This window comes from Rhizobacter sp. P3_B12 (assembly GCF_056402895.1).
Window position 1 is genome coordinate 1 of the sequence record NZ_JBFUGN010001764.1, and the last position, 556, is coordinate 556.

Annotated in this window: 1 protein-coding gene; it reads left to right on the top strand. The window is 72.6% G+C overall.

From position 1 onward, the window contains the following. Positions 1-229: 229 nt before the first annotated feature. On the top strand, positions 230-556 hold a 327-nt coding region (locus AC1D01_RS38100; RefSeq protein ID WP_477875198.1), incomplete at its 3' end, for a hypothetical protein.

The following is a 556-nucleotide window of genomic DNA, read 5'->3' on the forward strand; positions in this document are numbered from 1 at the left end:
GCCTGCACCTGCGCCGACACCTTCTCCCGCACCCGCGCCTGCGCCGGCCCCKGCACCCRCGCCGGCGCCTGCTCCCGCACCGGCACCGACGCCTGTTCCGGCGCCTGCCCCCGCGCCGGCTCCTGCGCCGGCGCCCGCTCCCGCACCGGCCCCTGCCCCTGCACCCGCCACGCTGGCCTGCACCGACCTCGCGCTGTGCGACGACTTCGAGTCGACCAGCGCCGGCGCGGTGCCGAACCCGGCGCTGTGGAGCGTCGGCGGGCCGAACTGCTTCGACAACAGCGGCAAGGCAACGATCGACGGCGCGGTCTCGCACGGCGGCAAGCAATCGGTGCGCATCGACCCGGGCAGCAGCTACTGCGGCCATGCCTTCATCATCAACACGAAGGCGGCGACGATGGGCTCGGTCATCTACGGCCGCTTCTACATCCGGCTCGCGACGGCGCTGGGCGACCCGCACGTGACCTTCATGTCGATGCACGACGCGATCGAATCGGTCGACGGCAGCATGCAGGACCTGCGCATGGGCGGCCAGAGCGGCATCCTGATGTGGAAC